The following is a 22,965-nucleotide window of genomic DNA, read 5'->3' as shown; positions in this document are numbered from 1 at the left end:
ATGGGTCACCAGGCCATCTGAGCACCGGGCCGACGGAGCACCGGGCCATCGGCGCACCGGCGCACCGGACCCGTCACCGGCCCCGCGGCCGCCCATACGTCCGGGCGGCCGTGCCGTCGGCGCCGGGCCCGGTTCCCTGGGCCACTGCTGCCGCCGCCCGCCGCCGGGCGATCACCGTCCACATCGCGAGTCCCAGGACGAGGACACACCCCGCACCGATCCCGCCCACGGCCACCGCCTTCATCGCGAGGTTCTCGTTCGAAGCACCGCCGTCCCCGCCGGTCGCCGCGTTGCCGCTCGCCGCGGCGTCCCGGTCCCCCGCGGTCACCTCGAACACCTCACGCGGCGCGGTGGCACCGCCGTACGCCGGGGCCTTACCGGCCGCGCCCCTCACCCCCACACGCAACGTCAGTTCGAACGGCCCGTCGCCGAACCTGTCGGCCATCCCCGCACCCAGGTGCACCGCGAGGTAGTACCAGCCGGCGAACCGCATACCGCCGACCTGGTCGTCGACGGCGTACCGGTTCTCGTACGCCACCGGGGGCAGCGGTTTCAGGGCAGCGCGCTGCCGCGTGCCGCCGTATCCGGTGTCGGCGTCGTCCACCAGCGCACGTACAGGGTTGTGGAGCGACACGACGAGGGCGTTCCCCAGGAAGCCGTCTCCGCTCGCCGGGCCCAGTTCGGCGGAGGCGTCGAACTGTTGGCCCCAGTCGACGGGAACGCGGTAGAAGAGCGTCTGCCCGGCCCGGATCCCGTCCTTCCAGACGCCCGGCTCCAGGGAACGCGCCTCGTTGAAACTCGTGCCGCCCGCACGGGTCCTGGCCGAACCCTCGGGCGCCTGCGGGGAGGCGGAGTCCCACACCTGTGGAGCGGCCGTCGGAGCGGCCTGCCTCAGCGCGGGCTCCGAGACGTACTGGAGTTCCAGCTGCCAGTCGCCCGCTGAGGACCCGCTCCCGCTCGTACGCTCGACGAGCACCGAGTACGTACCGGCGCCCTTGCAGGTGTACGTACCGGGTCCGGCCCTACGCGAGGCCCAGGCGGTGAGCGGTCGCGGGCTCTCGGTGGCGCCGAAGCGTGCGGCGCCGGCGTCCCCGGAGAAGCACTTGTGACCGTCGGGGTCCTGAAGGGACACCTTGATGCCGTCGGAGTACACGACCTTCGTGCCCGGCTCGGGAACGGCGGTGACGGACACGTACGCGCTGGACGTCTCGTCGAGCCGCAGCTCGTAGTAGAGCTTCCCGTCGTCCCTGATGGTGCTTCGGTAGGCCGAGCCGGGGGTCAGACGGACGGCGTCGGTGGACCGTGCCGCACCCTCGATCCGTTCGGCGTCGGCGGCGAAGCGGTACGGAGGGGGAGGGTCGGCCGCCGTCGCCCGTCCCGCCGGTGCCACGACCGTGAGCAGCGCCGCCACCCCGGTCAGGACCGTACGGCTGCGCCACCATCCCGTGCGCCGCCCCATCACGTGCCCCCTCGCCCTCGCCCTCACCCCGGTGCCGTCGTCCACGGCGCTCCCCTGGGTCGGCGCCGTCGCTGCTCCCACCCGGTCCCGAACGCCCGCGAAGCCTCGACCATCCTGCCCCTCCGACGGCCGCGTCACGTCTTCTTCGGGGACACAAGCGCTTCCTGTGACGTCCGGCCCGTCCCTGCGACCGTCACGTCACCCCTTTCCTCTCGGGGCCGGATCCGGTTCGTGTCGGGGCCGCATCCGGGGTCTCGTGTTGCCCGCGGGCCGCGGGCAACACAAAACCCCGACCGCGAGGCGGCCGGGGTCTGTACTGCGACTGTCTTCGATACTCACGAACCCGTGGGCACGGAGTCGGTCGCCTCCGTCCACAGATCCTGCTCGGCGCGATCCGCCTGGATCTGGCGGTACACGAGGAGCCCGCCGATGGCGGCCAGTGCGACCACGAGAAGCTTCTTCACCGCGCGACCTCGTCTTTCCTTGGCGTTGGGGACTTCTGGCGCCCGACTATACACACCGGCCGATACCGATCGGTGACCTGCGTCGGGAGCTCAACTGGCCTGCCGGAGGGCGCAGTAGCACGGGATATCTCCCGTACCTCTCCCGCTCCGATCAGAAGGTGATCACGCCTTCACAGAAAGACGCGACAGAGCGGTTGCACCACTCTTGTCGCATTTCTTTGCCGCTGCGCCCATATGAGTGGTGTTCATCAGAAGATCCCCGCGCCACGGGCGTCGGTCCGTCACCTCGCGGTCGACATACACATCATGAGGAAAGTACGCAAATCCACCCACCCGAAAGAGAGGGACCATGACCCGCAATCCGGTCATGAACCTGTGGGCCACGATCGTCACCGCCTTCCTCACGCTGTGCACGTCGCTCGGACTCATCACGACGACCGCCGCCGCTGCCGCTCTACCCGAGACGGAGACGGCACGCAACACGACCACTTCGCGAAACGCTGCGGTGCAGGAGGGACCCGTTCGGGCCCGGCCTCGGCCACACTCGCTGCCACCGACGATGAAGCAGCGGATCCACGCCGAGGCGCACGGTTCCTCACCGTCCTGCCGGCACCGTCCGCTGACGGACACCATGGCCACGGACACCGCCGTCACACACGACAGCGCCCCGGCCCCTGCCGCTGCCCGCACGGCCAGGACCGCCAGGACCGCCGCGACGACAGCCGTGGTCGACCGGCCGGACAGCACAGCGCCCCTCGCCGGCGCGACGGTCTCGGGTACAGGGAACTTCGGCACGGCAGACCGCGGTACAGCGGAGCCCAGGACGTCGGACCCCGGCGTGACCGACCCCGGTACGGCGAACCCCGGCGCGGCACACCTCCGCACGGCGAGCTCGGGCACGAGGACCACCGCCCCGGCGCCCGCCCAGGCGCCCGCCCCCGCACCGGTCAGCCCTTCCGGCGCCACCTGCAGGACGACCGGCGTCATCAGTACCCCTACCGTCGCCGCGGCCCCGACCACAGGAACGGATGTCGCGCAAGCCGGGGATACGGCGTCGTCGATGAACGCCGCACCCACCACGGATACCGCGCCCGTCACGAATGCCGCGCCCGCCACCGCCGTCGCCTTCCCCTCGCAGTCCTCGGCCCCGGCCCAGTTCTCGGCACCGGCCCCGGTACCAGCGCCGACCGCGGTCCGTGCCCCGGCTCAGGTCCTTGCCACGGCCGGCACAGCGACGCTGGGATGACCCCGGACCCGAGAGCTCGCTGCGGGCACAGACCGACGGTTTCGGCCAGACGAGCCCCGGCGGAGACACCGCGACAGGCCGACTCCGGACTCCGGTCAGGCCGGTCCACCACAGGAGGCGTCGACGGTGGCCAGGGCTGTCAGTTCACGCGGGAGCTCCACGAGCAGAGATCCCGCTCCGGGAGGGCAGCGGCATACCGATCGCACCCGCGCGCGTTCACTGGGTGAGGACTATTGGGATATTCAGTGAAAACGTGCCAGTCCGGAAAACGCCCCTTCGCACCACGCACGAGAAGCACGGATCGCCACCGTCCACCCCACCGACGGGGACCCCGTCAGGAGATGCGGCTCGGCTGGAGCATCGCTTCGGCGTTCTTGACCAGGGCACGTTGTCTCGATTCGGACAATTGCCGGTATGACTTGAGCAGTTGGGCTTCACATTTGTCTCCACTGGACCCAGGCACCGGTCGGCCGGCGGAGGCGAAGAACTCACGCGGCGTGGTCCGCACACCCCAGCGACGGAACACCTCGACCATCGCCCGCAGCCGTTCCGGATCGACGCGGGAGGTATCGCGCGTCCGGTTCATCCAGGCGTTCAACGTCGGATAGGAGATATCGGCTGCCGCGGCCAGGTCCTTCTGCGTCCTGCCCTGCGACTCACCCAGGAGGCGTTCGAGCAGCGCGGGCAGGTCCTCGCCCTCGACGCTGCGCTCCGGCTCCTGCCGGTCCGCCCGCGACCCCCGCTCTCAAGGTCGTCCGCGCCGACTCCGCCGATCCGGCCATCGCCCCGGATCCGCCCACGCCGACCACACCGACACGGCCTGGACCGCCGACGCCGCAGCAGGCTCCGCCACCGCTACGGCCCGCGCCCGCGCCCGCGCCCGCGCCCGCGCCGAGCGAGGCTGCCCCAGCAGAGGCACCGTTCCTCCGCACGATGCGGCGGCGCCCGCAAACCGGCCCGCACCCTCCTTGTCACCAGCAGCTGCGGCCCCTCTCCCACGCCCTCCCTGACGACCGTGCCGGGCGACGGCCCGTACGTCCCCGTGACCCGCACGCGCCCGGCAGCCCGTACGTCCCTGGCGTCCGGCGCGTGGCTCTCGTACGTACGGGACCGGTCACGTGGGAGGCCACGCAGCGGGCGGCGGCCCGGAGCGAGAAGTGAACGGAGTCCGGGCGGGGGGGGGAGCAGGCGCGGTCGGCGGTGGCGACGACCGGAGCAGGGCGTGGGAGTCGGACGCCCTGTGCCGGAACGAGGATCCGAGCTGTGGTTCTCCGACAGAACCCGTGCCATCGCCAGGGCCCTGTGCCAGTCGTGCGAGGTTCTCGCGGAGTGCCGAGCGGCTGTGCTGCGCCGGGAGGACGCACTGCCCGAGTGCGATCGGGGTGGCATCGTCGCCGGCCTGACCGGCCCTCAACGCCACGCGCTGGACAGGCGCCTCAAGCGGCCTCCGGCACCCCCGCCCGCGCCGCCGTCCCCGACCGGACCGGCGGCCCGTCTACCTGTCTACCCGTCGAGCTCGCGCCTTCGGTACGCGCTCCGCGTACCAGCGGCACGTCCGCAGGGGTGATGACCCCGTGGATGACGCTTCCCGGGCTCCCAACGCCCGCAGCGCCGGCCACTACCGGCGAACGGGCAGCACGCTCTTCCGCCCGGCCCCGGCCTGAGCGCCGCCCCGGCTGCGTCCATGACCCGGCACTTCGGAGAAGAAACGTCCGTCGCCGTCCTTCCGTCCACGCTCCCGTCTCCTTCCAGACCCACTTCGCCCCCCGGAGCACTCGATGTCCCCTTCCCCGGGCTCGCCCCCACCGCCGTCCCCTCTCCAGCCGACGGCGCGCGTACCTCCACGCCCTGCCCTGGCGCCGACGGCCGAGGCCGAACCCGAGGCAGCGCCCGTGCAGGCCACCCCACCGCCTGCGGCATCGCCCGCCGGGACGGCCTACCGAGCCCTCCCCGATCCCCGTCGCCCAGGGCGCTTCGGCCGACGTGGCCTCGACGTACCGGCGGGCTGGTTACGCCGCTCCCGCGACCGTCTGGGCACCCTTCTCCGGACTCCCCCCGCTGTCGCCCCGGATCCCGACGCGAGGGACGGGCTGGTCGACCGCCTCCGGCGCCTCGGGAGCGAGTTGCGGACGGCCAGAGCGCAGACTGCCCGCTGGCAGCGGCACGCCGACGCGTACGCGCGGGAGCGCGACAGCCTGGCGCACGAGCGGGCGTACCTCCTGGCCTGGCTGGCCGCGCTGCACCCGTCGTCAGCCGTCGTGGCGGCACCGGCACCTGACGGCACGGCGGGCGACCGGCACCTCCTGAGCCTCGTTGCCGGGGGCAGGTCGCTGTCCTGGGCCCTGGCGCCCGAGGACGTGTCCCTCTTCCGGCACGTGCGCCAGGCCGGGGAGACCGCCACGCGCGCGTGGCGTGACCCCCGGGAGTTCGAGGCGCAGTACGCGCACATTCACCGCCATACCCGCATGCTGGCCCTGGAGCATGATGTGGCCCGAGCCGTCGAGGAGCTGCGCCCCGGCGACTGACGCACCCGGCTACTGACCGAGAGCGGGGCCCCCGGCCCTCGAACTCCGGCCGACAAGCTCGCGAGGCACGTCGACCGGCCTGTGAGCGCCCCCTGCACATCGACAGCAGGGGGCACTGCGCGTCGTCCCGCGCCCGACCCGGAGCCGAACCGACCCGGAGCCGAACCGGGACAGAATAGGGAGACGGGATCTGAGCCCGAAAGCCACGCAAAAAGACCCCCGGTCATTCCCGACCGGGGGTCTTCGTAGTGTGGGGCTAACAGGATTTGAACCTGTGGCCTCATCCTTATCAGGGATGCGCTCTAACCAACTGAGCTATAGCCCCGCCGCGCTCTGCGGTGTATGTCCCGCGCGCTGACCTCTGAAGATTAGCGCACGACGGGGTCAGTCCCAAAATCGGTATCCGCGCCCCGCTCCGGCCTGCCCGAACCGTCCGCGAACGCGCCCCTCGACAGCGCGAAAGCGCATCCCGGAGAGGGATGCGCTCTCAGCGTGCGACGGTGGTGACAACGTTTACTCGTCCTCGGCGAGCGTGAGCTCGACACCGCCGACGAAGCCCGCGGAGAGGTTGTAGATGAACGCGCCGAGGGTGGCGAGCGCGGTGGCGAGGACGACGTCGATGACCGCGATGACCGACGTGAAGACGAGCACGCGCGGCAGCGACAGGAACGACTGCAGGTCGAAACCGTTCGACTCGTTCGAACCGGTCGCCTCGGAGATCGTGCCGCCCACCGTGGAGAAGACCCCCATGGCGTCCATGACCATCCACAGCACCGCGGCCGCGACGATCGTGCAGATGCCGAGCGCGATGGAGAGCAGGAAGCTGACCTTCATCACCGACCACGGGTCGGCCTTGGCCACCCGCAGTCGCGCCTTGCGCGTACGGGGCGTGGTGCGCGCCCCGGTGCGCGGCCTGCGGACCGCGGCGCCGCCGGCGGGCGCCGTGTGCGCCGGGTACGCCTGGGGCGGGTGGTACGGCTGAGCCGACTGCTGCGGCTGCCGTTCCCCCGGCAGGGGCGAGCCCGGAGCGGGCGGCACCGCCGTGCCCGCAGGAGCCTTCGGGCCGGGAGTTGCCGCCGGGCCCGGAGGCACCTGCGAGCCTGGGGCCGCACCGGCCGCGTACTGCGGCGTCTGTGGGCCTCGGGTGTCCGTCACAGTTCCCCCCTGGGATCCATGAGAGTCATGGGAGTCAGCCGCCTCCGTGACGGGGCCACGGCCGCCGTCCGTATCCGTATCGGTCGAACCGGCGCCCGTGGCTCCGCTCACGATGACTCACTCCTCGTTACTCGTCCGAGGACTGCTCGCCCTCGTCCGTGCCGCCGGTGCCGGCGACCGTCTCGACCTCGTCCGAGTCGTCGACCAGCCCGTCGACTTCCTCGGCCTCGCGACCGGCCTCGGCGTTGCGTGCGATACCGACGACGGCATCGCGCTTGCCCAGGTTGATCAGTTGGACGCCCATGGTGTCACGGCCCGTCTCCCTGACCTCGTTGACTCGCGTACGAATCACACCGCCGGACAGTGTGATGGCGAGGATCTCGTCGGTCTCCTCGACCACCAGCGCGCCGACGAGCGAGCCGCGGTCCTCGACGATCTTGGCGGCCTTGATACCCAGACCGCCGCGACCCTGGACGCGGTACTCGTCGACGGCGGTCCGCTTCGCGTACCCACCGTCTGTGGCAGTGAACACGAACGTACCGGGTCGAACAACATTCATCGAGAGGAGCTGGTCCCCCTCGCGGAAGCTCATGCCCTTGACGCCCGAGGTGGCACGGCCCATGGGACGCAGCGCGTCGTCCGTCGCGGTGAACCTGATCGACTGGGCCTTTTTGCTGATCAGAAGCAGATCATCCTCCGCCGAAACCAGCTCGGCTCCGATCAGTTCGTCATCGGAACCGTCCTCCGTCTCACGGAGATTGATCGCGATGACGCCGCCCGAACGCGGTGAATCGTAATCCTTCAGAGGCGTCTTCTTCACAAGCCCGCCCTTGGTGGCGAGCACCAGATAGGGCACCGCTTCGTAGTCGCGGATCGCGAGGATCTCGGCGATCGCCTCGTCCGGCTGGAAGGCCAGCAGGTTCGCCACGTGCTGCCCGCGCGCTTCCCGTCCGGCGTCGGGCAGCTCGTACGCCTTCGCGCGGTAGACGCGTCCCTTGTTGGTGAAGAACAGCAGCCAGTGGTGCGTCGTCGACACGAAGAAGTGGTCGACGATGTCGTCTTCCTTGAGCTTCGTACCGCGTACGCCCTTGCCGCCGCGCTTCTGCGAGCGGTAGTCCTCGGCCTTGGTCCGCTTGATGTACCCACCGCGCGTGATGGTCACGACGATGTCCTCTTCGGCGATCAGGTCCTCCATGGACATGTCGCCGTCGAAGGGCACCAGCTTGGAGCGGCGGTCGTCACCGAACTTCTCGACGATCGCGGCGAGCTCCTCGCTGATGATGGTGCGCTGCCGCTCGGGCGAGGCCAGGATTGCGTTGTACTCGCGGATCTTCGCCTGGAGCTCGTCGTGCTCGGCGACGATCTTCTGGCGCTCCAGGGCGGCCAGCCGGCGCAGCTGCATCTCGAGGATGGCGTTCGCCTGGATCTCGTCGATCTCCAGGAGGCCCATGAGGCCCTCACGGGCGATCTCGACGGTGTCGCTGCGCCGGATCAGCGCGATGACCTCGTCGATGGCGTCCAGGGCCTTCAGGAGGCCGCGCAGGATGTGCGCCCGCTCCTCGGCCTTGCGCAGCCGGAACTTCGTCCGGCGGACGATGACCTCGACCTGGTGCGTCACCCAGTGGCGGATGAACGCGTCGAGCGAGAGGGTCCGCGGCACGCCGTCCACCAGCGCCAGCATGTTGGCGCCGAAGTTCGTCTGCAGGTCGGTGTGCTTGTAGAGGTTGTTCAGGACGACCTTGGCGACCGCGTCCCGCTTCAGGACGATGACCAGGCGCTGGCCCGTACGCGACGAGGTCTCGTCCCGGACGTCCGCGATGCCGCCGATCTTGCCGTCCTTCACCAGGTCGGCGATCTTCTGCGCGAGGTTGTCGGGGTTGACCTGGTAGGGGAGCTCGGTGACCACCAGGCACTGGCGGTTCTGGATCTCCTCGACCTCGACGACCGCACGCATCGTGATGGAGCCACGGCCGGTGCGGTACGCCTCCTCGATGCCCTTGCGGCCCACCACCAGGGCACCGCTCGGGAAGTCGGGGCCCTTGATGCGCTCGATCAGCGCGTCCAGGAGCTCCTCGTGCGATGCCTCGGGGTTCTCCAGACACCACTGGGCGCCGGCCGCGACCTCGCGCAGGTTGTGCGGCGGGATGTTGGTGGCCATGCCGACCGCGATGCCCGCCGAGCCGTTGATCAGCAGGTTCGGGAAGCGGGCCGGCAGGACCGTCGGCTCCTGGGAGCGGCCGTCGTAGTTGTCCGTGAAGTCGACGGTCTCCTCGTCGATGTCGCGGACCATCTCCATGGAGAGCGGCATCAGCTTGCACTCGGTGTACCGCATGGCGGCGGCCGGGTCGTTGCCCGGGGAACCGAAGTTGCCGTTGGAGTCCACCAGCGGCATCCGCATCGACCACGGCTGCGCGAGGCGGACCAGCGCGTCGTAGATCGAGGAGTCGCCGTGCGGGTGGTAGTTGCCCATGACGTCGCCGACGACGCGGGCGCACTTGTAGAAGCCCTTCTCCGGCCGGTAGCCGCCGTCGTACATGGCGTACAGCACGCGGCGGTGGACGGGCTTGAGGCCGTCCCGCACGTCGGGCAGCGCGCGCGACACGATGACGGACATCGCGTAGTCGAGGTACGAGCGCTGCATCTCCGTCTCGAGCCCGACGGGCTCGACACGCAGGGAGAACGCGCTGTCCTCTTCGGGCTCGATCGGAGTGATCGGAGTGTTCTCGTCGGTCATTGCTGGTGCAGATCCTTTCTGACGCGGTCAGCTGAGACCGACTCAGATGTCGAGGAAGCGGACGTCCTTGGCGTTGCGCTGGATGAACGCGCGGCGCGCCTCGACGTCCTCGCCCATCAGGACCGAGAAGAGGTCGTCGGCCTGGGCGGCGTCGTCGAGGGTGACCTGGCCGAGGACACGGTGCTCCTGGTCCATGGTCGTGATGCGCAGTTCCTCGGCGTTCATCTCACCGAGACCCTTGAAGCGCTGGATCGAGTCCTCCCTGACGCGCTTGCCCGCCTGCCGGCCGAGCTCGATCAGGGCGTCGCGCTCACGGTCCGAGTACGCGTACTCGAAGTCGTCGCGGCCCCACTTGATCTTGTAGAGCGGCGGGCGGGACAGGAACACGTGTCCGGCCTCGACCAGCGGCCGCATGAAGCGGAAAAGGAAGGTCAGCAGCAGGGTGTTGATGTGCTGGCCGTCGACGTCGGCGTCCGCCATCAGGATGATCTTGTGATAGCGGAGCTTCGCGATGTCGAAGTCCTCGTGGACCCCGGTACCGAAGGCCGAGATCAGCGCCTGGATCTCCTGGTTCTGCAGGATCTTGTCGATCCGCGCCTTCTCGACGTTGAGGATCTTGCCGCGGATCGGGAGGATCGCCTGGTACTGGGGGTTGCGGCCGGACTTGGCCGAACCGCCGGCGGAGTCGCCCTCGACGATGAAGATCTCGCACTTGGTGGGGTCGTTCGACTGGCAGTCGCTCAGCTTGCCCGGCAGCGACGCCGTCTCCAGGAGGCCCTTGCGGCGGGTGAGGTCGCGGGCCTTGCGGGCCGCCACGCGCGCGGTGGCCGCCTGGATGGACTTGCGGATGATGTCCGCGGCCTCGTTCGGGTTGCGGTCCAGCCAGTCCGTGAGGTGCTCGTGCACGACCTTCTGGACGAAGGTCTTCGCCTCGGTGTTGCCCAGCTTCGTCTTCGTCTGCCCCTCGAACTGGGGCTCGCCGAGCTTGACCGAGATGATCGCCGTCAGACCCTCGCGGATGTCGTCACCCGTGAGGTTGTCGTCCTTCTCGCGGAGCAGTTTCTTGTCGCGCGCGTACCGGTTGATGAGACCGGTGAGCGCCGCCCGGAAGCCCTCCTCGTGCGTGCCGCCCTCGTGGGTGTGGATGGTGTTGGCGAAGGAGTACACGCCCTCGCTGTAGCCGCCGTTCCACTGCATCGCGACCTCGAGGGAGAGCATGCGCTCCTTGTCCTCGGCCTCGATGTCGATCACCGTGGGGTGGACGACCTCGCCCTTGCGGGAGTTGAGGTACGTCACGAAGTCGACGATGCCGCCCTCGTAGTGGTACGTGACGGTCTTGACCTCTTCGGGCTCGTCCGCCCCGGCCTCGTCGGCGCCCACCGTGGCCTTCGCCGAGTCGCGCTCATCAGTGAGTTTGATCGTCAAACCCTTGTTGAGGAACGCCATCTCCTGGAAGCGCCGCGAGAGCGTCTCGAAGGAGTAGTCCGTGGTCTCGAAGATGTCCCCGTCGGCCCAGAAGGTGACCGACGTGCCGGTCTCCTCGGTGGCCTCGTGCCGGACCAGCGGAGCCGTCGGCACGCCCAGCTTGTAGTCCTGCGTCCAGCGGTACCCGTCGGTCCTGATCTCGACGGCCACCTTGGTGGACAGCGCGTTCACGACGGAGACGCCCACACCGTGCAGACCACCGGAGACCGCGTAACCGCCGCCGCCGAACTTGCCGCCCGCGTGCAGCACGGTCAGCACGACCTCGACGGCGGGCTTGCCCTCGGAGGCGACGATGCCCACCGGGATGCCGCGGCCGTTGTCGACGACGCGGACGCCGCCGTCGGGGAGGATCGTGACGTCGATCGTGTCCGCGTGGCCGGCCAGCGCCTCGTCGACGGAGTTGTCGACCACCTCGTACACGAGGTGGTGCAGTCCGCGTTCACCGGTCGAGCCGATATACATGCCGGGTCGCTTGCGGACCGCGTCCAGACCCTCGAGGACGGTGATGGCGCTGGCGTCGTACGAGGCCGTGACCTCGCCGTTCGAGGTGTGGTCCTCGCTCCTCGCGCCCGCGTCGGTGGACGGGATGTTCTCGTTGGGGTTGCCGGAATCGGCCACGAAGCGCCCTTTCTGGCACAGCACAAGCCAAGCTCCGGGCCCCTCCGAGGAGGGTGGCCGGAGCGGCTGCGGCGTGTTACGTCGGTAAGCCTTTGTCAGCGTTGCTCGGTGTGTCCCACAAGTGGGGCGGGATTAGCTTCCAGTCTACCGGTAGCGCTGACAGTGATGGGGCTTTGCCGGTACCTGAGTCCGCATGTGCCGCCCTGAACCGGTCTCCACCGACTCCCCATATGCGGACCCGGGCCCAAAGAGGCGCAGAGCGGCACTCAGCGCTTCGGGGTGTCAACCCCCCGCTACGGACGGCATACCGTCCGGTCTGGCTCACCCGTAGGTGTCACCGGGACCCGTGCTGCCGGGGGCGCGCAAGGGGCCGTAGCGCTGGGCGGGACCACCGGGACCCAGGACCTTGATCAGCCTCACGGTGCCGTGCCCGAGGTCCTGGTTCAGGCGTGCGACCAGCTGCGGAGCGAGCAGCCGCAGGTTGGTGGCCCAGGCCGTCGAGTCGCACCGCACGACCAGGACACGCTCGTCGTCGTCGTACTTCTCCGGTACGCAGTGCTTGGCCAGGTCGTCCCCGACGATCTGCGGCCACCGGCCCATGACCCCGCCGACGGCGGCCGGGGTCTCCCAGCCGCGCTCGGTGATGAGCCGGTTGATGGCGGACCCGAGTGCCATCGGGTCGCGTCCGTCGGCGTGCGCGCCGGAGCGCAGGCCCCCGCGACGCGCCTGCTTCTTCTCCCGCGCGGCGTCCCCACGCGCGCGTGCCTGTTCCTTCGCCGCGCGCAGCGCCACGCGCGCGAGGTCGACCCCGGACGGCTCGGGCGGCTCGGCGGCCTTCTTCGGCCCAGGTGTGTTCTCGCTCATACGCGCTCCACCGCGCCCTCGGACACGGTGTACCGCGTCCCCGTCAGTACGTCCGGTACGTCGTCGTCGACCGCGGCCGTCACCAGCACCTGTTCGCCGGGGGCGACCAGCTCGGCGAGGCGTTCGCGGCGGCGGGTGTCCAGCTCGGCGAACACGTCGTCCAGGACCAGCACCGGCTCGTTGCCCTCGGCCCGCAGCAGGTCGTACGAGGCGAGGCGCAGCGCCAGCGCGAACGACCAGGACTCGCCGTGCGACGCGTATCCCTTCGCGGGCAGCTGGCCGAGTTTGAGCAGCAGTTCGTCCCGGTGGGGGCCCACGAGCGTGACGCCCCGCTCGATCTCCTGCTTGCGGGTCTCCGCCAGGGCCGCCATCAGCTGTTCGTACAGCTCCTCGCGCGCGTGGCCGGTGATCCCGGGCGAGGAGGGCCGGTACTCCAGGGCCACCGGGCCGCCGCCGGGTGCCAGCTGCTCGTACGCCTTGTCGGCCAGCGGCTGGACCGTGGCGATCAGGTCGATCCGCTGGGCGAGCAGCTCGGCGCCGACGCGCGCGAGGTGCTGGTCCCACACGTCGAGCGTGGACAGGTCCATCGTGCGGCCGCCGTGGCGGCGGGCCAGCGCCGCCGACTTCAGGAGCGTGTTGCGCTGTTTCAGCACCCGCTCGTAGTCCGAGCGCACGCCCGCCATCCGCGGCGAGCGCGCGGTGATCAGCTCGTCGAGGAAGCGCCGGCGCTCGCCGGGATCGCCCTTGACCAGCGCGAGGTCCTCGGGCGCGAACAGCACGGTCCGTACGATGCCGAGTACGTCACGGGGTCTGACCTGCGAGGATCTGTTGACGCGGGCGCGGTTCGCCTTGCCCGGGTTCAGCTCCAGCTCCACGAGTTGCTGGCGCTCGCCCTGGCGGATGTTGGCCCGGATGATCGCCCGGTCGGCGCCCATCCGCACAAGGGGCGCGTCGGAGGAGACGCGGTGACTGCCGAGGGTGGCGAGGTAGCCGACCGCCTCGACGAGATTGGTCTTCCCCTGTCCGTTGGGCCCCACGAACGCGGTGACGCCCGGGTCGAGCGGCACCTCGACCCGGGCGTAGGAGCGGAAGTCGGCCAGCGACAGATGCGTGACGTGCATGGTCGTTCGCCGACCTCCCCCAGAACTGTGGATCCGCGGAGCGGACCTGTGGACTACGTCTTCTCCCGGACTGCTCCCGGAATCCTCCGGGCCGCCTCCGGACTATTTCTTCTCGACGGCGTGGCCGCCGAACTGGTTGCGCAGGGCCGCGATCATCTTCATCTGCGGTGAGTCGTCCTGCCGGGAGGCGAACCGCGCGAACAGCGACGCGGTGATCGCGGGCAGCGGCACGGCGTTGTCGATGGCCGCCTCCACGGTCCAGCGGCCCTCGCCGGAGTCCTGGGCGAAGCCGCGCAGCTGCTCCAGGTGCTCGTCCTCGTCCAGCGCGTTGACCGCGAGGTCGAGCAGCCAGGAGCGGATGACGGTGCCCTCCTGCCAGGAGCGGAAGACCTCCCGCACGTCCGTGACGGAGTCGACCGCCTGCAGGAGCTCCCAGCCCTCGGCGTACGCCTGCATCATGGCGTACTCGATGCCGTTGTGGACCATCTTGGAGAAGTGGCCGGCGCCGACCTTGCCGGCGTGGACGAACCCGGCGTCGCCCTCGGGCTTGAGGGCGTCGAAGACCGGCTGGACCTTTTCGATGTGCCCGGCGTCGCCGCCGACCATGAGGGCGTAGCCGTTCTGCAGGCCCCACACGCCGCCGGAGACGCCCGCGTCGACGAAGCCGATGCCCTTCGCCTCCAGCTCCGCGGCGTGCTTCTCGTCGTCGGTCCAGCGGGAGTTGCCGCCGTCCACGACCACGTCACCGGGTTCCAGGAGCTCCGCGAGCTCGTCGATCGTGGACTGGGTCGCGGCACCGGCCGGGACCATCACCCACACCACACGCGGCCCTTCGAGCCTGTCCACAAGCTCCTTGAGACTGTGGACATCGGCGAGATCCGCGTTGCGGTCGTATCCGATGACGGTGTGGCCTGCGCGGCGGATGCGCTCGCGCATGTTGCCGCCCATCTTGCCGAGGCCGACGAGACCGAGCTCCATCAGGTTGTTCCTTCACTAGCGATGTGGCAGAAGAGCACTTTCGTACCTGCGTCCGAGCCTAAACCCGGACTCTCCTGCACACCTGTGGGCATAGCCGCTCAGACGTATGCCCGCACCCGCCGCCTTCACCTGCGGCTTTTCGTCAGCCGCTGAGCCGCACCGGCATGATCAGGTACTTGTACGCCTCGTCCGCCTCGGCGTCCAGGGCGGGCCTGCCACTGAGGAGCGCCGGCTTGGTGGACGTCGTGAAGGAGAGCTGCGCGACCGGGGAGTCGATGGCACTCAGTCCGTCGAGCAGGAACGTCGGGTTGAAGGCGATCGAGACGTCGTCGCCCTCCAGCTGGGCGTCGACCCTTTCCACAGCCTGTGCGTCGTCGCTGGAACCCGCCTCCAGGATCAGCACGCCCTGCTCGAAGCTCAGCCGCACCGGGGTGTTCCGCTCGGCGACCAGGGCCACGCGCTTGACGGCCTCCACGAAGGGGGCGGTCTCGATGACGGCGATCGAGTTGAACTCCGTCGGGAACAGCGAGCGGTACTTCGGGAGGTCGCCCTCCAGCAGCCGCGTGGTCGTACGCCGCCCGGCACCCTCGAAGCCGATCAGACCCTCGCCCGCGCCGGAGCCGGACAACGCCAGGATCACGCTGTCGCCGCTCGTGAGCGCCTTGGCGGTGTCCAGGAGCGTCTTGGCGGGTACCAGGGCGACGGCGGACGCCTCGGGGTTCTCCGGCTTCCACAGGAACTCGCGGACGGCGAAGCGGTAGCGGTCCGTGGACGCCAGGGTGACCGTGTCGCCCTCGATCTCGATGCGCACACCGGTGAGGACGGGCAGCGTGTCGTCACGGCCCGCGGCGATGGCCACCTGGGCCGCGGCGGAGGCGAAGACCTCACCGGGGACGGTGCCGGTCGCGACCGGCATCTGCGGCAGCGCCGGGTACTCCTCCACAGGCAGTGTGTGGAGGGTGAAGCGGGAGGAGCCGCAGACCACGGTCGCCCGTACACCGTCTGTGGAGATCTCCACCGGACGGTTGGGGAGGGCGCGGCAGATGTCGGCGAGCAGCCGGCCGGAGACCAGCACCGTGCCTTCCTCGTCGATCTCCGCGTCCACCGAGACGCGTGCCGAGACCTCGTAGTCGAAGCTGGAGAGGCTCAGCGCGCCCTCCTCGGCCTTCAGCAGGAGGCCGGCGAGCACAGGAGCCGGCGGACGGGCCGGGAGGCTGCGTGCCGCCCAGGCCACTGCCTCCGCGAGTACGTCGCGTTCCACCCGGATCTTCACCGTTGCCGCCTCCGTCTGTTGCCGGCGCTCTCGCCCTGCTCGGTCTTCGTCGTCTGACTCGGTGTCGCTCGGCCCACTGATGGGCAGGACGCCGGGGACCAGTCTGACGCACCGCGCTGACAGTCGGTGCCCTCCGGGGTCAAGTCGTGCCGAGCGGCTCCTGAGGTGCCGAGCGCGAGTTGTGCACAGCCCCGTCTTCGAAACGATTCCTGAGCTCTCTCTAGTTGTCAGTAGTAGTAGGGGCTGTGGATACCGTGGATAACCGCGTATTCGCAGGTCAGAGGCGGTTTTTTGTCCACCGTGCCTGTGGGTGGAGGCGGTGGATAACACGCCTCTTCTGTGGACGGCGAAAAGTTCTGCACACTCGGTGCACAGGCAAGGGGTACTTCTCCCCAGGGCCGTCCCCAGGTTTACCCACGTTCCCCACAGGCCAACCCGGCATCCTGGTGTGACGCCTTTCACTCGTGGCGGTGAGAGCGCGCGTCGTGTTGCCGAACAGTGGACAGCGATGTGGAGAAGCCGTCGATCACTGGGGACAACTGCCCCTAGCCTGTGGGTCACCGGTGGACAACTCCCCGCACAGCCTGTGGATCATTTTTTCGTCCACAGCCTGTGGAGATCGTTTGTCCACCAATCCACAGGCAGCTGAGCTGCGCTGATGTCTTTTCACCAGGACTGCCTGTGGACAGGATCGGGACAACTTCGCAGTCCCCAGGGTGTGGACGCGAGAAAGTCCCCGAATCTGTGGAGGAAGGCCGTAACCAGGCACGTAATCGAACAGCTGGTGGCGGTCGGGTAACGCCGAAACGGCTCCGGACACGCTCCGGAAGGCGTCCTGGAGCGTCGAAAGAGCCCTCCGCGGCCTCCGGAAGCCGGTCCTGAGGCCGCGTGCGGGAGCGGCTGTGAGCGCTCCAGGACGCGGTCCGCAATGGCGAAGGCGCCCTCGGGAACGAGTCCCGGGGCGCCCTCAGCGACGTACCGCCGCGCGTGTCAGCCGTTCTTGATCCGGTTCGTGAGCTCGGTGACCTGGTTGTAGATCGAGCGGCGCTCGGCCATCAGCGCGCGGATCTTGCGGTCGGCGTGCATGACCGTCGTGTGGTCGCGCCCTCCGAACTGGGCGCCGATCTTCGGCAGGGAGAGATCCGTGAGCTCGCGGCAGAGGTACATGGCGATCTGGCGGGCCGTCACCAGGACCCTGCTGCGCGAGGAGCCGCACAGGTCGTCCACCGTGAGACCGAAATAGTCGGCGGTGGCCGCCATGATGGCCGGCGCGGTGATCTCCGGGGACGAGTCCTCGCCGCCCGGGATCAGGTCCTTCAGGACGATCTCCGTCAGACCGAGGTCGACCGGCTGCCGGTTGAGCGACGCGAACGCCGTCACCCGGATCAGCGCGCCCTCCAGCTCGCGGATGTTCCGCGAGATACGGGACGCGATGAACTCCAGCACCTCCGGCGGAGCGTTCAGCTGCTCCTGCACCGCCTTCTTACGGAGGATGGCGATACGGGTCTCCAGCTCGGGCGGCTGGACGTCCGTGATCAGGCCCCACTCGAAGCGGTTCCGCAGCCGGTCCTCCAGCGTCACCAGCTGCTTGGGCGGCCGGTCGCTGGAGAGCACGATCTGCTTGTTCGCGTTGTGGAGCGTGTTGAAGGTATGGAAGAACTCCTCCTGCGTCGACTCCTTGTCCGCCAGGAACTGGATGTCGTCGACGAGCAGGATGTCCATCTCGCGGTACCGCTTGCGGAAGCTGTCGCCCTTGCCGTCGCGGATGGAGTTGATGAACTCGTTCGTGAACTCCTCGGAGCTCACGTACCGCACCCGGGTGCCCGGGTAGAGGCTGCGCGCGTAGTGCCCGATCGCGTGCAGCAGGTGCGTCTTGCCGAGGCCGGACTCCCCGTAGATGAAGAGCGGGTTGTACGCCTTGGCCGGCGCCTCGGCGACGGCGACCGCGGCCGCGTGCGCGAACCGGTTCGAGGCACCGATGACGAAGGTGTCGAAGAGGTACTTCGGGTTGAGGCGCGCGGTCGGCTCGCCGGGGCCGGCCGCGGGCGCCGGCTGCGCGGCCAGCGGGCCCGGTGCGCCGCTGGAGGCGGGCAGCGAGGAACCGACGGGGCCGCCGCGGTGGACATGGCCCATGCCGGACGGGGACGGCGGCTCGGACCGGTCACGCCGGTCCTGGCGCTGGTCGTAGTCGGAACGCGGCTGGTCGTAGTCGGGCCGTTGCTGCTCGTAGTCGGACCGCTCGTACGGCGAGCGGCCCGGCTGCTGCCGGTAGTCCCGCGGCGGGGAGGCGTAGGGGTCACGGTCCGGGAAGCCGAGCCGCTGCTGCTGCCATCCGTAGTCGTCCTGCGGGGGACGCGGCCAGGCGCCGGGGTCGGGGCGCTGGTAGTCGGGGTACGCGGGGCGGGCCGTCGGCAGCTGGTCCTCGTGGGACGGCTGCTGCTGGTCCTGGCGGCCCTGGGGACGATCGTCCATGCGGTCGTCCATGCGGTCGTCCGCCCGGTGCCTGCCGTATCCCCGGTAGCCGTCATGGCCCTGCGGGGACGGACGCTCGGGCTCCTCGTACCGGGACTGGGACTGCTGGACGGGCGGCGCCGGCGGTGCGGAGGACTCCCCGACGGAGTCGTCGACGGTGATCGCGATACGGATCGGACGGCCGCACTCGCGGCTCAGCGTGTCGCTGACGACCGGCGCCAGGCGCCCCTCCAGGACGCCCTTGGCGAACTCGTTCGGGACGGCGAGGAGCGCGGTGTCCGCCACGAGTGCCAGCGGTTGGCAGCGCTTGATCCAGTGCTCGTCCTTCGTTTCGACACCCTGCCCGCGGCCCTCACCGAGAAGTTGCTCCAACACGCGTGGCCACACTGCGGCAAGATCGGCAGGTACGTCAGCCACAGGGCACGCTCTCTCACGGGTCCCACGAACGTGTGATTCCTGGGACGGATTGGGGTGGAACTCGGTCGGCGGGGTGGACGAAGCAGCTGAAGCGGCCGGAACGAATGACATGGAGCGGGGAGAAGGGAACGAACCGGAGTCCGGCCACGGTAGTCAGGGCGACCCATGCGGTTCAAGTTGTTGTCCCCAGCCTGTGGACAGTGTCTCCCGGGCGGCGCTGGTTTGACCGGATGGCGCAGCCGCGCGTACCGTAACCAGGTCGAGTTGTCGATGGCTGCTGCCGCCTGCCTCCGATGGGCACAGATCGCGAAAAGTGATCGGGAAGCGGTGCACTCGGGCGTAAGCGAGCTACTCGTGGGCGCACGGTGACAGCCAAGACGGCACCCCGCAACTACCGAATCTTTCTGGAGCCCCCGAGTGAGCAAGCGCACCTTCCAGCCGAACAACCGCCGTCGCGCCAAGACCCACGGCTTCCGCCTGCGGATGCGCACCCGCGCCGGTCGCGCGATCCTCGCGAACCGTCGTGGCAAGGGTCGCGCCAGCCTGTCCGCCTGAATCACTTAACAGGTCATGACGTGCTGCCTACCGAGCATCGGCTGAGGCGGCGCGAGGACTTCGCGATCGCGGTACGCCGAGGACGCCGGGCCGGCCGCCCGCTCCTCGTCGTCCATCTGCGTAGCGGTGCAACGGACCCGCACGCGCCAGGGGAGAGCGCTCCCCCGACGCGTGCGGGTTTCGTCGTCAGCAAAGCCGTGGGTGGAGCCGTCGTACGCAACAAGGTGAAGCGTCGGCTTCGCCATCTGATGCGGGCGCGAGTGGCGCTGCTGACCCCCGGTAGCCTGGTAGTAGTACGAGCGCTGCCCGGTGCGGGTGACGCCGACCATGCCCAGCTGGCCCGAGACCTGGATGCCGCCCTGGAGCGGCTACTGGGAGGGGGCGCGCGATGAAGTACCCGCTGCTGGCTCTCATCAAGCTGTACCAGTGGACCATCAGCCCGCTGCTCGGGCCGGTGTGCAAGTACTACCCGTCGTGCTCCCGCTACGGGTACCTGGCCATCGACCGTCACGGTGCGATCAAGGGAACGGCACTCACCGCCTGGCGCATCCTGCGGTGCAATCCGTGGTCGCTGGGCGGCGTGGACCATGTCCCGCCGCGCAAGCGTCCGCGGTGGCACGAGATGCTGCGTAACGCCTGGCGCGCACGCAAGGGCGGGAACTCCGCCGCCGAACCGGCCACCGAGGGGCACGGTATGTCCAACCATCCCTCGAGCCCGGCCGCCGAGACCCCGTCCCATGCTCAAGGAGCCTGATTAGTGGACACGATTGCCAGTATTTTCAGCTTCATCACGACACCCGTTTCCTGGGTCATCGTCCAGTTCCACTCGGTGTACGGCGCCATCTTCGGCCCCGACACGGGCTGGGCCTGGGGCTTGTCCATCGTGTCCCTGGTGATCCTGATCCGTATCTGCCTGATCCCGCTCTTCGTGAAGCAGATCAAGGCCACTCGGGCGATGCAGACGCTGCAGCCCGAGATGAAGAAGATCCAGGAGCGCTACAAGAACGACAAGCAGCGCCAGTCCGAAGAGATGATGAAGCTGTACAAGGAGACGGGTACCAACCCGCTCTCCTCGTGCCTTCCCATCCTGGCGCAGTCCCCGTTCTTCTTCGCCCTGTACCACGTGCTGAACAGCATCGCGTCGAACGACACCATCGGCGTGATCAACAACCGGCTGCTCGAGAGCGCGCAGAAGGCGCACATCTTCGGTGCTCCGCTGGCCGCGAAGTTCACCGACAGCGAGTCCAAGGTCCAGGCGCTGGGCTCTTCGATCACCGACGTGCGCGTCGTCACGGCGATCATGATCGTCCTGATGTCGTTCTCGCAGTTCTACACGCAGCGTCAGCTGATGACGAAGAACGTCGACACCACGGTGAAGACGCCGTTCATGCAGCAGCAGAAGATGCTGATGTACGTCTTCCCGATCATGTTCGCCGTCTTCGGCATCAACTTCCCCGTCGGTGTCCTCGTCTACTGGCTGACCACCAACGTGTGGACCATGGGCCAGCAGATGTACGTGATCCACAACAACCCGACTCCGGGTTCCAAGGCCCAGGCTTCCTACCTGGAGCGCCTGCACAAGCGCGTCACGCAGCACGGGAAGACGCGCGGTCGTGGGGAGAAGGCGGTCGTCAAGGCCATCGTCGCGAAGGGCCGCGACCGCAACGAGTTCGAGCGGAAGTTCATCAACGGCCTCACGAAGGCGGGACTGGCGGCGCAGGCCGACGGCAACGTGGTGAAGAGCGAGGCGTCGACCGTGGTGGAGACCGAGGACGGTACTCCGGTGACGGGCGCGGCTCCCAAGCGTCAGCAGCCCAAGCGGCAGAGCAAGTCCCGGCGGCAGTCGGGCCCGGTCGGTGGGGCCAAGGCGGCGGGCGAGCCCGCGCCGAAGACCTCCCTCAGCAAGACCGACGAGCCGCAGGACGCCAAGCCGGGTCCCAAGCCGGCGGGCGGCAAGTCCGCGTCCGGTGGCACTCGCAGCAAGGCCCAGTCCGGACAGCGCAAGGGTCCGCAGCGGCCCAAGTCCCCGTCCAAGAAGTAAGAAGGAGTCCATCCCGTGACGGAAGGCACCACCTCCGCTGCCCCTGAGGGTGGCGACACCCTGACCCGCCTGGAGCAGGAGGGCGAGATCGCGGCCGACTACCTCGAGGGTCTGCTGGACATCGCCGACCTCGACGGCGACATCGACATGGATGTCGAGGCCGATCGCGCGGCTGTCTCGATCATCAGTGATTCCCACAGCCGTGACCTGCAGAAGCTGGTCGGCCGTGACGGCGAGGTGCTGGAGGCGCTCCAGGAGCTCACCCGCCTGGCCGTGCACCGGGAGACCGGGGACCGCAGCCGGCTGATGCTGGACATCGCGGGCTATCGCGCCAGGAAGCGCGAGGAGCTGTCCGAGCTGGGCGCGAAGGCGGCGGCCGAGGTCCGGAGCTCCGGTGAGCCGGTGAAGATGCAGGCGATGACCCCCTTCGAGCGCAAGGTGGTGCACGACGCCGTCAAGGCGGCCGGCCTGCGCAGCGAGTCCGAGGGCGAGGAGCCGCAGCGCTTCGTCGTCGTGCTCCCCGCCTGATCAAGTACGTCGTACTCCCGGCCCCGTCTGTGTTCGCAGGCGGGGCCGAACTTTGTCAGCCTGATAGTTCTCGATGGTTCCTGCTAGTAGTCAGCGCGCAGTGCGCTCAAGCGGTACGGAAGGACGGTCCCCGTGACGGAGGCAGCGGAGCTCCCCCCTGCGCCCGAGCAGGCCCAGGCGGTATTCGGTGATCGCTTCGCGGACGCGGTTCGTTATGCGGGGTTGCTGGCCGACGCGGGAGTTCAGCGCGGTCTGATCGGCCCCCGTGAAGTGCCCCGTCTGTGGGAACGACACCTGTTGAACTGCGCCGTGCTCTCGGAGGTGGTCCCCGAGGGTGTCACGGTGTGCGATGTCGGGTCCGGCGCCGGGCTTCCCGGTATCCCCCTGGCCCTGGTCCGCCCGGATCTCAAGATCACGTTGCTCGAGCCACTGCTGCGACGTACGAACTTCCTCACCGAGGTCGTCGAGCTGCTGGGTCTCGACCACGTCACCGTCGTCCGTGGGCGTGCCGAGGAGGTCCTCGGCACGCTGTCGCCGGTCCATGTGGTGACTGCCCGGGCCGTGGCGCCTCTGGACCGCCTCGCGGCGTGGGGCGTGCCGCTGCTGCGTCCTTACGGAGAGATGCTGCTTCTCAAGGGCGACACCGCGGAGGAAGAGGTCAAGAGTGCCGGGGCCGCCCTGAGCAAACTCGGAGCCGTGGACACCTCTGTGCTGCACGTGGGTGCGGGCGTCGTGGAGCCGCTCGCCACCGTGGTGCGTGTGGAGGTCGGCGAGAGCCCCGGCGGTGTGCGATTTGCGGCCAAGCGAGCCAAGGCGGCACGGACGGGAAGGACCAGGAGGCGTCGCTGACTGATCCGTCCTGACGAAGAGACGTACTCCACACAAGCTGCCCGACGCGGCTGGGCCGGAGTGTCGCGCGATGACGGCCCTGAGCGCTGTGCATCGTGTTTCACGTGAAACGTCGCTCACTGTTGCACGGCATCATCGGTCGCGGCGCTGCGGCCGAACCCCGCGACCGTAATCCTCTGGG

The 22,965-nt window shown here is 69.2% G+C and carries 20 protein-coding genes and 1 tRNA gene; 9 read left to right on the top strand and 12 right to left on the bottom strand.

The window, feature by feature from the left end; all coding sequences use genetic code 11:
- Window positions 1-73: 73 nt before the first annotated feature.
- Together ACFYXC_RS16865 and ACFYXC_RS16860 are read right to left on the bottom strand one after the other, a co-directional pair.
- Window positions 74-1,459, bottom strand: a complete 1,386-nt coding sequence (locus ACFYXC_RS16865; protein WP_389552073.1) for a hypothetical protein — start codon at window positions 1,457-1,459, stop codon at window positions 74-76.
- Between the two features lie 335 nt (window positions 1,460-1,794).
- On the bottom strand, window positions 1,795-1,923 hold the full coding sequence (locus ACFYXC_RS16860) for a DLW-39 family protein (RefSeq protein WP_213089207.1): 129 nt from the start codon (window positions 1,921-1,923) through the stop codon (window positions 1,795-1,797).
- A gap of 349 nt (window positions 1,924-2,272) precedes the next feature.
- On the opposite strand from ACFYXC_RS16860, the gene ACFYXC_RS16855 reads away from it, so the two are divergent.
- Window positions 2,273-3,169 carry a DUF6344 domain-containing protein gene (locus ACFYXC_RS16855; RefSeq protein WP_389552071.1) on the top strand — a complete coding sequence of 299 codons (897 nt, stop codon included), beginning with the start codon at window positions 2,273-2,275 and terminating at the stop codon, window positions 3,167-3,169.
- 334 nt (window positions 3,170-3,503) lie between these two features.
- Here ACFYXC_RS16855 and ACFYXC_RS16850 read toward each other — a convergent pair whose 3' ends face one another.
- Window positions 3,504-3,833: a helix-turn-helix domain-containing protein gene (locus ACFYXC_RS16850; protein ID WP_389552811.1), complete on the bottom strand. Its 330-nt coding sequence runs from the start codon at window positions 3,831-3,833 to the stop codon at window positions 3,504-3,506.
- Window positions 3,834-4,184: 351 nt separating this feature from the next.
- Between ACFYXC_RS16850 and ACFYXC_RS16845 the strand changes: the two genes are divergently transcribed.
- Both ACFYXC_RS16845 and ACFYXC_RS16840 read left to right on the top strand, forming a co-directional pair.
- Window positions 4,185-4,736, top strand: a complete 552-nt coding sequence (locus tag ACFYXC_RS16845; protein WP_389552070.1) for a WhiB family transcriptional regulator — start codon at window positions 4,185-4,187, stop codon at window positions 4,734-4,736.
- A 556-nt stretch (window positions 4,737-5,292) separates the two neighbouring features.
- A complete protein-coding gene (locus ACFYXC_RS16840; protein WP_389552067.1) occupies window positions 5,293-5,694 on the top strand; it encodes a hypothetical protein in 402 nt (133 codons plus the stop codon).
- A 251-nt stretch (window positions 5,695-5,945) separates the two neighbouring features.
- Here ACFYXC_RS16840 and ACFYXC_RS16835 read toward each other — a convergent pair.
- The 9 genes from ACFYXC_RS16835 to dnaA form a co-directional block, all read right to left on the bottom strand.
- Window positions 5,946-6,019: transfer RNA gene (locus tag ACFYXC_RS16835), tRNA-Ile, on the bottom strand.
- 188 nt (window positions 6,020-6,207) lie between these two features.
- Window positions 6,208-6,960: a DUF3566 domain-containing protein gene (locus tag ACFYXC_RS16830; protein WP_389552064.1), complete on the bottom strand. Its 753-nt coding sequence runs from the start codon at window positions 6,958-6,960 to the stop codon at window positions 6,208-6,210.
- A 16-nt stretch (window positions 6,961-6,976) separates the two neighbouring features.
- Entirely contained in the window at window positions 6,977-9,583 is a 2,607-nt protein-coding gene (gene gyrA, locus ACFYXC_RS16825) for a DNA gyrase subunit A (RefSeq protein WP_389552061.1), read from the bottom strand.
- Between the two features lie 42 nt (window positions 9,584-9,625).
- On the bottom strand, window positions 9,626-11,686 hold the full coding sequence (gyrB, locus tag ACFYXC_RS16820; RefSeq protein WP_389552058.1) for a DNA topoisomerase (ATP-hydrolyzing) subunit B: 2,061 nt from the start codon (window positions 11,684-11,686) through the stop codon (window positions 9,626-9,628).
- Between the two features lie 321 nt (window positions 11,687-12,007).
- On the bottom strand, window positions 12,008-12,550 hold the full coding sequence (locus ACFYXC_RS16815) for a DUF721 domain-containing protein (protein ID WP_389552055.1): 543 nt from the start codon (window positions 12,548-12,550) through the stop codon (window positions 12,008-12,010).
- A complete protein-coding gene (recF, locus tag ACFYXC_RS16810; protein WP_388917443.1) occupies window positions 12,547-13,671 on the bottom strand; it encodes a DNA replication/repair protein RecF in 1,125 nt (374 codons plus the stop codon). Before recF ends, ACFYXC_RS16815 begins: the two co-directional genes overlap by 4 nt.
- A gap of 102 nt (window positions 13,672-13,773) precedes the next feature.
- Window positions 13,774-14,649 (bottom strand): phosphogluconate dehydrogenase (NAD(+)-dependent, decarboxylating), encoded by an 876-nt coding sequence (gnd, locus tag ACFYXC_RS16805; RefSeq protein WP_389552050.1) that lies wholly within the window; start codon window positions 14,647-14,649, stop codon window positions 13,774-13,776.
- Between the two features lie 142 nt (window positions 14,650-14,791).
- The gene (dnaN, locus tag ACFYXC_RS16800) at window positions 14,792-15,922 is read right to left on the bottom strand and encodes a DNA polymerase III subunit beta (RefSeq protein WP_388923268.1); all 1,131 of its coding nucleotides are present in this window, start codon (window positions 15,920-15,922) and stop codon (window positions 14,792-14,794) included.
- A 990-nt stretch (window positions 15,923-16,912) separates the two neighbouring features.
- Window positions 16,913-18,811, bottom strand: coding sequence for a chromosomal replication initiator protein DnaA (dnaA, locus tag ACFYXC_RS16795; RefSeq protein WP_389552046.1), 1,899 nt, complete (start codon window positions 18,809-18,811; stop codon window positions 16,913-16,915).
- A 417-nt stretch (window positions 18,812-19,228) separates the two neighbouring features.
- Between dnaA and rpmH the strand changes: the two genes are divergently transcribed.
- The 6 genes from rpmH (at window position 19,229) to rsmG (ending at window position 22,784) form a co-directional block, all read left to right on the top strand.
- Window positions 19,229-19,366, top strand: a complete 138-nt coding sequence (gene rpmH, locus ACFYXC_RS16790; protein ID WP_006381191.1) for a 50S ribosomal protein L34 — start codon at window positions 19,229-19,231, stop codon at window positions 19,364-19,366.
- A gap of 20 nt (window positions 19,367-19,386) precedes the next feature.
- Complete coding sequence (gene rnpA, locus ACFYXC_RS16785; RefSeq protein ID WP_389552043.1) at window positions 19,387-19,758, top strand: ribonuclease P protein component; 372 nt, start codon at window positions 19,387-19,389, stop codon at window positions 19,756-19,758.
- The gene (yidD, locus tag ACFYXC_RS16780) at window positions 19,755-20,120 is read left to right on the top strand and encodes a membrane protein insertion efficiency factor YidD (RefSeq protein WP_388923260.1); all 366 of its coding nucleotides are present in this window, start codon (window positions 19,755-19,757) and stop codon (window positions 20,118-20,120) included. The genes rnpA and yidD overlap by 4 nt, the downstream gene beginning before the upstream one ends.
- A gap of 3 nt (window positions 20,121-20,123) precedes the next feature.
- On the top strand, window positions 20,124-21,407 hold the full coding sequence (gene yidC, locus ACFYXC_RS16775) for a membrane protein insertase YidC (protein ID WP_388923257.1): 1,284 nt from the start codon (window positions 20,124-20,126) through the stop codon (window positions 21,405-21,407).
- A 15-nt stretch (window positions 21,408-21,422) separates the two neighbouring features.
- Window positions 21,423-21,935 carry a protein jag gene (locus ACFYXC_RS16770; protein WP_388923254.1) on the top strand — a complete coding sequence of 171 codons (513 nt, stop codon included), beginning with the start codon at window positions 21,423-21,425 and terminating at the stop codon, window positions 21,933-21,935.
- Window positions 21,936-22,067: 132 nt separating this feature from the next.
- The gene (rsmG, locus tag ACFYXC_RS16765) at window positions 22,068-22,784 is read left to right on the top strand and encodes a 16S rRNA (guanine(527)-N(7))-methyltransferase RsmG (protein WP_388923249.1); all 717 of its coding nucleotides are present in this window, start codon (window positions 22,068-22,070) and stop codon (window positions 22,782-22,784) included.
- Window positions 22,785-22,965: the final 181 nt, after the last annotated feature.

Source organism: Streptomyces sp. NPDC002701 (assembly GCF_042889045.1).
Taxonomy (GTDB): domain Bacteria; phylum Actinomycetota; class Actinomycetes; order Streptomycetales; family Streptomycetaceae; genus Streptomyces.
The sequence above is the reverse complement of the archived record's forward strand: the minus strand, read 5'-3'. Positions and strand labels throughout refer to the sequence as shown.

Coding starts and splice junctions, on each gene's coding strand:
- gnd (WP_389552050.1), bottom strand. CDS start 14,649: ATGGAGCTCGGTCTCGTCGGCCTCGGCAAGATGGGCGGCAACATGCGC.
- gyrA (WP_389552061.1), bottom strand. CDS start 9,583: ATGACCGACGAGAACACTCCGATCACTCCGATCGAGCCCGAAGAGGAC.
- ACFYXC_RS16855 (WP_389552071.1), top strand. CDS start 2,273: ATGACCCGCAATCCGGTCATGAACCTGTGGGCCACGATCGTCACCGCC.
- yidD (WP_388923260.1), top strand. CDS start 19,755: ATGAAGTACCCGCTGCTGGCTCTCATCAAGCTGTACCAGTGGACCATC.
- recF (WP_388917443.1), bottom strand. CDS start 13,671: ATGCACGTCACGCATCTGTCGCTGGCCGACTTCCGCTCCTACGCCCGG.
- ACFYXC_RS16815 (WP_389552055.1), bottom strand. CDS start 12,550: ATGAGCGAGAACACACCTGGGCCGAAGAAGGCCGCCGAGCCGCCCGAG.
- ACFYXC_RS16865 (WP_389552073.1), bottom strand. CDS start 1,459: ATGGGGCGGCGCACGGGATGGTGGCGCAGCCGTACGGTCCTGACCGGG.